The organism is Burkholderia sp. Cy-637 (assembly GCF_011753175.1).
GTDB classification, from domain to species: domain Bacteria; phylum Pseudomonadota; class Gammaproteobacteria; order Burkholderiales; family Burkholderiaceae; genus Burkholderia; species Burkholderia gladioli.
In genome coordinates this window covers 1-8,321 of sequence record NZ_VWWC01000239.1, presented here as the reverse complement: position 1 = coordinate 8,321, position 8,321 = coordinate 1, and the positions used below count along the sequence as shown (strand labels likewise).

At 72.0% G+C, this 8,321-nt stretch carries 6 protein-coding genes and 1 pseudogene; 2 read left to right on the top strand and 5 right to left on the bottom strand.

Annotation, left to right across the window (positions count from 1 at the left end; translation table 11 throughout):
• The 5 genes and pseudogenes from F3J10_RS32940 to F3J10_RS32920 form a co-directional block, all read right to left on the bottom strand.
• Positions 1-304 (bottom strand): annotated as a pseudogene (locus tag F3J10_RS32940) (hypothetical protein); the annotation flags it as partial.
• Entirely contained in the window at positions 301-1,890 is a 1,590-nt protein-coding gene (locus F3J10_RS32935) for an efflux transporter outer membrane subunit (RefSeq protein WP_167243837.1), read from the bottom strand. The pseudogene F3J10_RS32940 and the gene F3J10_RS32935, both read right to left, overlap by 4 nt.
• 7 nt (positions 1,891-1,897) lie before the next feature.
• Positions 1,898-2,845 (bottom strand): syringomycin E biosynthesis L-threonyl-[L-threonyl-carrier protein] 4-chlorinase SyrB2, encoded by a 948-nt coding sequence (gene syrB2, locus F3J10_RS32930; protein ID WP_025101941.1) that lies wholly within the window; start codon positions 2,843-2,845, stop codon positions 1,898-1,900.
• Positions 2,846-2,867: 22 nt separating this feature from the next.
• Positions 2,868-4,745 (bottom strand): amino acid adenylation domain-containing protein, encoded by a 1,878-nt coding sequence (locus F3J10_RS32925; RefSeq protein ID WP_345791250.1) that lies wholly within the window; start codon positions 4,743-4,745, stop codon positions 2,868-2,870.
• A gap of 169 nt (positions 4,746-4,914) precedes the next feature.
• On the bottom strand, positions 4,915-6,153 hold the full coding sequence (locus tag F3J10_RS32920) for an alpha/beta hydrolase (protein WP_167243836.1): 1,239 nt from the start codon (positions 6,151-6,153) through the stop codon (positions 4,915-4,917).
• 294 nt (positions 6,154-6,447) lie between these two features.
• Between F3J10_RS32920 and F3J10_RS32915 the strand changes: the two genes are divergently transcribed.
• On the top strand, positions 6,448-7,740 hold the full coding sequence (locus F3J10_RS32915; protein ID WP_167234424.1) for a cation:proton antiporter: 1,293 nt from the start codon (positions 6,448-6,450) through the stop codon (positions 7,738-7,740).
• The coding region (locus F3J10_RS32910; RefSeq protein WP_240155781.1) for a thioesterase domain-containing protein at positions 7,737-8,321 on the top strand (585 nt) is incomplete at its 3' end. The genes F3J10_RS32915 and F3J10_RS32910, both read left to right, overlap by 4 nt.

Below are 8,321 nucleotides of genomic sequence, written 5' to 3'. Positions count from 1 at the left end.
CCAGCACCTGGCTGGCGCGCACCGGGTCGCCGACCTGCGCCCGCACCGTGGCGAAGGGCATGCCGTTGGCGGGCGCGGCGATCTCCACCGGCTCGAACGGCGCGACGCTGCCGCTGGCCAGGATGCTGCGCGCCCAGCGGCGAGTATCGGGCGCGACCGTGGTGACGCTCAGCGCGGTGGGCGCCTCGGCCGCGCTGGCCGCGCCGGTGGCCGCGTTGGCCTCGGACACGGGCCGGGACGGGCCGCAGGCGGCGCAGGCCAGTGCCAGCACCAGCATCGCGGTGTATCGAAAGGGAAGATTCATGGTGTCAGCGTCGTGCCGCCTTGCTTGCCGTCCTGATGGCCGGGGTCCGTGGGCTGCGCGAGCGCGAGCGCCGGGTCCGGCTCCTGCCAGCCGCCGCCGATCGCGCGATAGAGGGCGATCCAGGCCTGCGCGCGCTCGAGCCGCGCGACCGCCACCGACTGGGTGCTGGCGATCAACTGGCCGCGCGCGGTCTCGACATCGAGCACGTCGCGGCTGCCGGCCTGGAACTGCCGGTCGGTCGCCTCGGAATACAGCCGGTAGTGACGCTCGGACTCGACCGCGCTGCGCTCCAGCTCGACCGAGGCATCGACGCGCGTGAGCGCGTTCTCCACCTCGTTGACGGCCTGCCGGACCTTGCCGCGATAGTTCGCCATCGCGCTCTCGTAGCGGGCCCGCGCGGCGCGTTCGTTGGCCGCGCCGCTGCCGCCGTCGAACACCGGCAGGCTCAGCGAGGGCCCGAAGGCCCAGGGATGCAGGGTCAGCGACTGGCCGGTGATGTGATAGCGGTCGACCTCGATCGAGCCGGTCAGCGAGAGCTGCGGGAAGCGCGCCGCGCGCGCCTCGCCGATCTCGGCGCTGGCGGCGGCCACCGCGCGCTCGGCCGAGCGCACGTCGGGGCGCTGCTCGATCGAGCTGGCCGGCAGGGCGACGATCGCGCCGTCGCGCGGCACCAGCATGCGCGCATAACCGGGCTTCAGCAGCGTGTCGAGCGGCCCGCGCGCCATGCCGGTCAGCGCGGTCAGCGCGTTGCGGTCCAGCTCGCACTGGCTGGCCTGCTGCACCAGCGCATTGCGCCCCTCGGCCACCGAGGCGATCGGCAATTCCGCGTCGGTGGGCGACAGGAAGCCGGCCTGCACGCGCAAGCGCGCCAGCGCGTCGGAGCGCTCGCGCGAGCGCTGCTCGTCGCGGCGCGCCTCGAGCAGCGCCTCGCATTCGCGCAGCGCCGCGTAGTTGTCGGCCACGTCGGCCGCCACGCTGACGCGCGCGTCGTGCCAGTCGTCGACGGCCGCGTCGCTGCGCGCCGATTCGGCCTGCACCGCGCGCCGGCGGCGGCCGAACAGATCGATCTCCCAGGAGGCCTCGAGCGCGCCGCGCGTGGTGTTCAGCTCGCTTTCCTGCAGCGATTGCGGCTGGCTGACGTCATTGGAGGTGACGGCCTGGGTATTGCCGTTGGAGCGCTCGAAGGAGCCGGTCGCGTTGAGCTGCGGCAGCAGCGGCGCGAGGCTGCCGCGCCGGATCGCGCGCGCCTCGCGCACGCGCGCCACCGCCGCGTCGATATTGGGGTTGTCCGCCTGCGCGGCGGCGATCAGCGCGCTGAGCGCCGGATCGTCGAAGCGTCGCCACCATTCGCTCAGCTCGACCAGGCTGCCGCCGTGCGGCAGGGTGGCGTGCCAGGCCTCGGGGATGCCGAGGGCCCCGGCATCGGGCCGCCGGTAGTCGGGGCCCAGCATGCAGCCGGCCAGTTGCCCGGCCAGCAGGACGAGCGCCAGCGCGCGCGCCGCACGCAACGCGCGCGCCGGCTCGCGGCGCATCCCGCGCCGCGCACGGTTCAGCCCGGCAACGGCGGGACGGATGCGCGGCGCCATGCGTGGCTCAGCCTCGCTCGAACTTCTTGCCGCGCGTGGTGTGCGTGACCATGCGGTTGTAGGCGGGCGTGTGGTCGCCGACCACCTGCACCGAGCCGTAGCGCTCGAGGCTGATCTTGCCGCCGTATTCCTCGACGTAGTCGGTGTCCGGGTAGACGTGCACGCTGGAGGGCACGTAGCGCGAGGCGAAGCCCATGCGCATCTCCTCGGTCTTGCCCGCGTGCGGGTAGGAGGCGTGCATCAGGGTCGACCAGAAGATGATGAACTGGCCGGCCTTCATCTCCATCGCCGCGGCCGCCGCCTCGTCCGGCTTCCAGTCCTTGTCGATCTGCAGCTCGCGATAGTCGTAGCCGAAGAAGCCGCGGCGCATGCCTTCCTTCTCGACGCCGGTCAGCGCGTCCGGGTCGTAGCGCATGCGCTTGGTCTCGTCGTAGTTCATCGCGGTGTGCGTGCCGGGGATGAACTGCAGGCAGCCGGTGTCCTTCATCGCGTCGGTGAAGGCGGTCCAGACCGTGATCGTGCCGCCGAACTCGCGGTTCTCCGGCCAGACGATCTGCGGCTTGCCCGAGGCGTTCGCGAAGGTGTCGGCCTGGTGCCAGTCGGTGCCTTCGTCGCCCGGGTACTTCGGGAAGAACTCGGTGCGCCAGCAGATCACGTCCGGCCCGAGGATGCCCGACACGCGGTCGCAGATCTCCGCGCGCATGATGTGGTCGGCCAGGAAGTCGTCGTCCAGGTGGCGGTCGTAGTTGGCGATGTTGGTCTGGCCCGACACGGCGTCCAGGTCCTGGTAGGCGGCCTGGCTGCGATCCAGCAGGCGCAGGCGCGCCTTGCGCCACTCGGCCTTCATCTCCTCCGGCGAGTACAGCGTGAACGGGCCGAGATAGCCGTTCTTGCGGAACGAGGCCAGTTCCTCGTCGGTCAGCTGGAAATTCCGGGTAGTAGTCAGTGCGTCCATGATGATTCGATTTCCTTGAGGGTCATTTGGCTTGCAGCGCCAGGCCGGCACGATTGGCCCGGATCACGTCGGCGAGGGCCTGGGCGGTCGCGCCGCTGGCGAGCGCGCTCAGGTCGAGATTGATCCGGAAGCGCGCCTTGATCGCGGCGATCGAGCGGATCAGCGCGAGCGAGGTGCCGCCCGCATCGAAGAAGTCGTCGTGCAGGCCGATCGTCTTCAGGCCCAGCAGGTCGCGCCATACCTCCAGCACGCCCGACTGCTCCTCGTCCAGCACGATGGCGGGCGATGCCTGCGCCGGCGCGGCGCCCGGCGCGGGCAGCGCGCGGCGGTCGATCTTGCCGTGCTCGGTGAGCGGCAGCGCGGCCAGCGCCACGTACACCGAGGGACGCATGTAGTCGGGCAGGTCGCGCGCGGCGGCCTCGCGCAGCGCGGCTTCGTCCGCGGCAGCCAGGCTCGCGCCCTCGGCCGGCACCACGTAGGCGATCACGCGCAGGTCGCCGTCGCCGAAATCGTGGCCGCAGGCGTGGCTCGCGCGGATTCGCGCGCTGCGCTGCAGGGCCGCCTCGATCTCGCCCGGCTCGATCCGGAAACCGCGGATCTTCATCTGGTCGTCGGCACGGCCGGCGTGGACCAGGCCGCCCTCGCCGCGCACCGCCAGGTCGCCCGAGCGGTAGGCGCGCACCGTCGCGCCCTCGGCGGTGGCCAGCGACACGAAGCGTTCCTCGGTCAGCGCCGGCTGGTTCAGGTAGCCGCGCGCAACGCCCGCGCCCTCCACGTAGATCTCGCCGATCGCGCCGTCGGGCACCGGCTTGCGCTGCGCGTCGAGCAGGTGCAGGCGCAGGTCGTCGATCGCCACGCCGATCGAGGCCATCGCCTCGGGCGCGGCCTCCACCGCGGCGCGCGTCACGCGCTGGTGGGTGACGTGGACGGTGGTCTCGGTGATGCCGTACATGTTGGTCAAGGCCGGGGCATGATCGCCATGGCGCGCGATCCAGGGCGCCAGCACCGTGTGCGAGAGCGCCTCGCCGCCGAAGATCACGTGGCGCAGCGCGAGCGGCGCCCCGCCGGCGCGATCGGCGGCTTCCAGGTTGCGGAATGCCGAGGGCGTCTGGTTCAGCACCGTCACGCCGGTGCTCGCCAGCCAGGCGCGGAACTGCTCGGGCGCGCGCGAGACCGCGTAGGGCACGATCTCGACGCGGGCGCCGCTCAGCCAGGCGCCCCAGATTTCCCACACCGCGAAGTCGAAGCCGATCGAGTGGAACATCGACCAGACATCGCGCTCGTCGAAGCCGAACAGCGCGCCGGTGCGCGCCACCAGGCGCAGCGCGTTGCGATGCTCGACCATCACGCCCTTGGGCTTGCCGGTCGAACCCGAGGTGTAGATCACGTAGGCCAGGTCGTCGGGGTTCGAGGCATGGACCTCGTGCGCCTCGTCGGCCGCGCCCGGCGCCGCCAGCGCCGACCACAGCGCGTCGAGATGCACGCTGCGCACCGCCCGGCCGGCCAGCGGCGCGGGCTCGGTCGATTCGTCGACCAGCACCGACAGGCCGCTGTCCTCGACGATGTGCGCGACGCGCTGCGCCGGATAGCTCGGATCGATGGGCAGGTAGGCCGCGCCCGCCTTCAGGATGCCGAGCAGGCCGACCAGCAGTTGCACGCTGCGGCCCACGTAGAGGCCGACCACCATGCCGGGAGTCACGCCGGCGCGGCGCAATTCGCCCGCCAGGCGCGACGACATGCGGTCGAGTTCCGCGTAACCGAGCCTGCGTTCGCCATCGGACGCCGCGACGCGATCCGGGAAACGCAGCGCCTGCTCATGGAACGCCGCGTGTAGCGAGCGCGCTCCGGACGGCTGCGTGGCAGCCGCACTACCCGAACGTGCCGGTTCAGTAGAAAACACTGGACATCCTCCTGTGTAAAAGTCCCGGCACCGATGACCGAGCCGGTCCAGCTTGCGAAACGATGGCGAGATCGCGCGAAGGCGGCCGCCCGCGCGGATCCGCGTCAGGCGGCCTGCAAGGCGGCGCGAGCGGGTCGGGGCCGGGGCCGCGACACCGCCCGGGTGCCGTTCATCTGCCGTACCGGAGTTCCGGTGCCGCGGCGCCCGGGCGAGCAGCGGCGGCCGGCGACACCGCGTGCTCGCGATGGAAGGCGCTCGCCAGCTCGGCCGACGGCGCGGGCATGCCGAAGAAGTCGGTATGGGTGCCGCCCGGCTCGACCACCAGTCGCGCGCCGGCGATCCGCCGGGCGACCAGGGCGGAGCCGCCCGCGTGGGTGGTGGTGTCCCGGTCGCCCGTGACCACCAGCGTCGGGGCCCGCACCTGGTCGAACCACGGCGTGATGTCGGTCTTGTTCAGCGCGTCGTTGATGCGCGCGTAGCGATGCAGCAGCTCGGCGTTGACGTAGGGATAAAGCGAGAGATGCGCGATCTCGGGCGGCGTGGTGGCCAGCGTGCCGGGATCGAGGAACATCTGCTGCAGGTCGCGCGCCTCGTCGAGGCTTTGCGCCGCGGCTTCCATCAGCCACTCGAAATTGGCCTGGTGCGGGGTGCGCAGCGTGCTGTCGGCGAACGGGTAGTCGCCGTACCAGAGGCTCAGCGCGCTGGCCCGCGCGGGCTCGCGCGCCGCTGCCGCGACGGCGATCACGGCGCCGCCGCAGATGCCCATCAGCTGCGCTGACGCCACCCCGAAATGCCGCATCACCGCGTACAGGTCGTCGACCTGGGCATCGAGGTCGGCGCGCACCGCCTTGAAATCGTCGCAGGCACCGAACAGGCCGCGGGTCTCCCAGCTCAGCACGCGATACTCGCGCGACAGGCTCTCGAACCAGCCCGCGCAGAGCGCCAGCGGCATGCCGAACGGCAGCACCATCACCAGCGGCGGCGCCTCGGGCGCGCCGGCCGCGTAGGCATGCAGCGTCACGCCGGGTTCGCGCTCGATGCGCTGCGGCGCAAGCCCGGCTACCGCCGCGTGGCCCGCCGCGGCGCGATCCGGTTCGTCCTCCGAATCGATTCGCGCGTCGTTGTCGGCCGTGCCGGCGGCCAGCGCCTCCGACAGGTGGCGGCCGAGCAGATGCTCGAACGAGGAACGGCTGCCGTCCTCGGCATCCATGAAGCGCACCTGGCTCACGCCGATGCGCTCGAAGGCGGCGGCGATCAGCTCGCGCTCCTGCGATCGCGCCTCGGCGCCCGGCACCAGCAGGCGCACCGGCCCCGGCAACTGGCCGGCGATATGGCGCAGACGCTCGACGCAGCGTTCGATCCGCTGCTCGGCAAGGAAGGGCTGGCTGGCTACGACGGTGTCGTCCATGGAATGGCCTCGTGGAACTGGCATTGCGCAACGCGACGAGCGACGCGCGGCGGCTCGCCAGCGGCGCGCCTCCCCGGTCACTCGGACAGTGGCAGGATTTCATCATGCGGGTCCGGGCATGTCTGCCGCACGAAACTGGGACATTCGCGCGACACCGCATGCGAATGCCCTGTCCCATCTTTCCCTTGCATACGCGAGCCGGCATCGCTGGTTAAATCGCTCGCATCGTCTGCGCCCCGGCTCCTCCAGCCTCGTCCCGCACGCGTGAGGTCCACACTTTCGGAGAATCTCGGAATGACGCTTTGGCTACTTCAACTGGCAATCATCGTGGTGGCGTGCGGATGTTTCGGCGCGCTGGCCGAGCGCGTCGGCCAGTCGCGCGTGGTCGGCGAGATCGTGGCAGGCATCGTGCTCGGGCCGTCGATCGTCGGCGCCATCACCCCCGGCTTCTACGGCATGGTGTTCGGCCCCGCCGCCTCGACCGGCATCTCGCAGCTCGGCGAGGTGGGCGTGGTGATGCTGATGTTCGACGTGGGCCTGCACATGGAGCTGGGCAGCTCGACGAGCGGCGGGAAATCGCTGCGGCCGGCGCTGCTGGTGGCGTTCTGCGGCATGGCCCTGCCCTTCGTGCTGGGCCTGGGCGCCGCGCTCTGGTCCTGGCCCGCGCTGGCGGCCGGCTATCGCAAGCTCGAATACGTGCTGTTCTGCGGCGTCGCGTTGTCGGTCTCGGCGGTGCCGGTGATGGGCAAGATGGTGATCGACATGAAGCTCACCCGCCATCCCGCCGCCAAGCTCGCGCTGGGCGCGGCGATGCTCACCGACCTGGCCGGCTGGCTCGCGCTGGGCGTGATCGCCTCGCTGTCGGTGGCCGGCTCGAGCGCCACGCTGTTCGTGGCGGTGCTCGGCGAGCTGATCGGCTTCGGCATCGCCTCGCTGCTGCTGGTGCGGCTGGTGGTGCGCCCGCTGGCGCGGCGCGCGGCCTCGCCCGGCGAGCGGCTGGCGATCCTGGTGCCCTACGTGCTGGCCTCGGCCTGGGCGACCGCGGCGCTGGGCTTCCACAGCGTGTTCGGCGCGCTGTTCGCGGCGATCCTGCTGCGCGACCTGCCGAACCTGCGCGAGGACTGGGATTCGCATTTCGGCGGCTTCGTGCGCACCGTGCTGCTGCCGGTGTTCTTCGCCTACGCGGGCCTGCACGCCAAGCTCAACGTGCTGGCCAGCTCGGCCGCCTGGTTCTGGTTCGCGGTGTTCTTCTCGGTGGCCTTCGTCGGCAAGTTCGGCGGCGCCTTCCTGGGCGCGCGTGCCGGCGGCGTGAATCCGCGCCACGCGGCCATCGTCGGCTCGCTGATGAACACCCGCGGGCTGATGGAGCTGGTGGTGCTGGCCATGGGCCTGCAGATGGGCGTGCTGCCGGGCAATGTCTACGCGATCCTGGTCACCATGGCGCTGGTCACCACCGCGATGACGATTCCGTTCGTGCGCTGGTTCGGCGGCCCGGCGATGCGCCAGGAAGCGGAGCAGCCGGCGCGCGACGGCGATGCGCCGGCAGCGCTGCGCGGCTTCGAACCCCATGGCGAGACGATGCGATGAACCTGATAGCCGAAGTGAGCGCCTCCCCGGCGCCAGCCGCCGCGCGGCAAGCCGCGAAGCCGCGCCAGGCCGCGCCGGCCGTGCGCACGCTGTTCCTGCTGCCCGACTACACCGGCCTGGCCGACGGCATGGCCGACTTCGCGGCGGGCCTGGCCGCCGACGGCCCGCTCGAGTGCCTGCCCTGCCCGCCGCTCGACGCGAGCCGGCCGGCCACCCTGGAGGGGCTGGCCATGCATTACGCGGAGGCGATCGTCGAGCGCCAGCCCGAGGGGCCCTACCGGCTCGCCGGCTGGTCCTTCGGCGGCATCCTCGCCTACGAGGTGGCGATGCAGCTGGTCGGGCGCGATCGCGGCATCGAGTTCCTCGCCATGATCGACGCGAACCTGCCGGGCTCGGCAACCGCCCGGCGCATCGCCGCGCCGCTCGAGGCGGGGCTCGCACCGGGCGCCTACCTGCTCGGCCTGCTGCGGATCGCCGCCGGGCCGACGCCGGCGGGCGACACCCGGCATCGCGAACTGCTGCAACTGTTCGCGCCGGGCGACGCCGCCGCGCGCGACAGGCTGGGCGAGGCCATCGCCGCG

Coding starts and splice junctions, on each gene's coding strand:
- F3J10_RS32935 (WP_167243837.1), bottom strand. CDS start 1,890: ATGGCGCCGCGCATCCGTCCCGCCGTTGCCGGGCTGAACCGTGCGCGG.
- syrB2 (WP_025101941.1), bottom strand. CDS start 2,845: ATGGACGCACTGACTACTACCCGGAATTTCCAGCTGACCGACGAGGAA.
- F3J10_RS32920 (WP_167243836.1), bottom strand. CDS start 6,153: ATGGACGACACCGTCGTAGCCAGCCAGCCCTTCCTTGCCGAGCAGCGG.
- F3J10_RS32915 (WP_167234424.1), top strand. CDS start 6,448: ATGACGCTTTGGCTACTTCAACTGGCAATCATCGTGGTGGCGTGCGGA.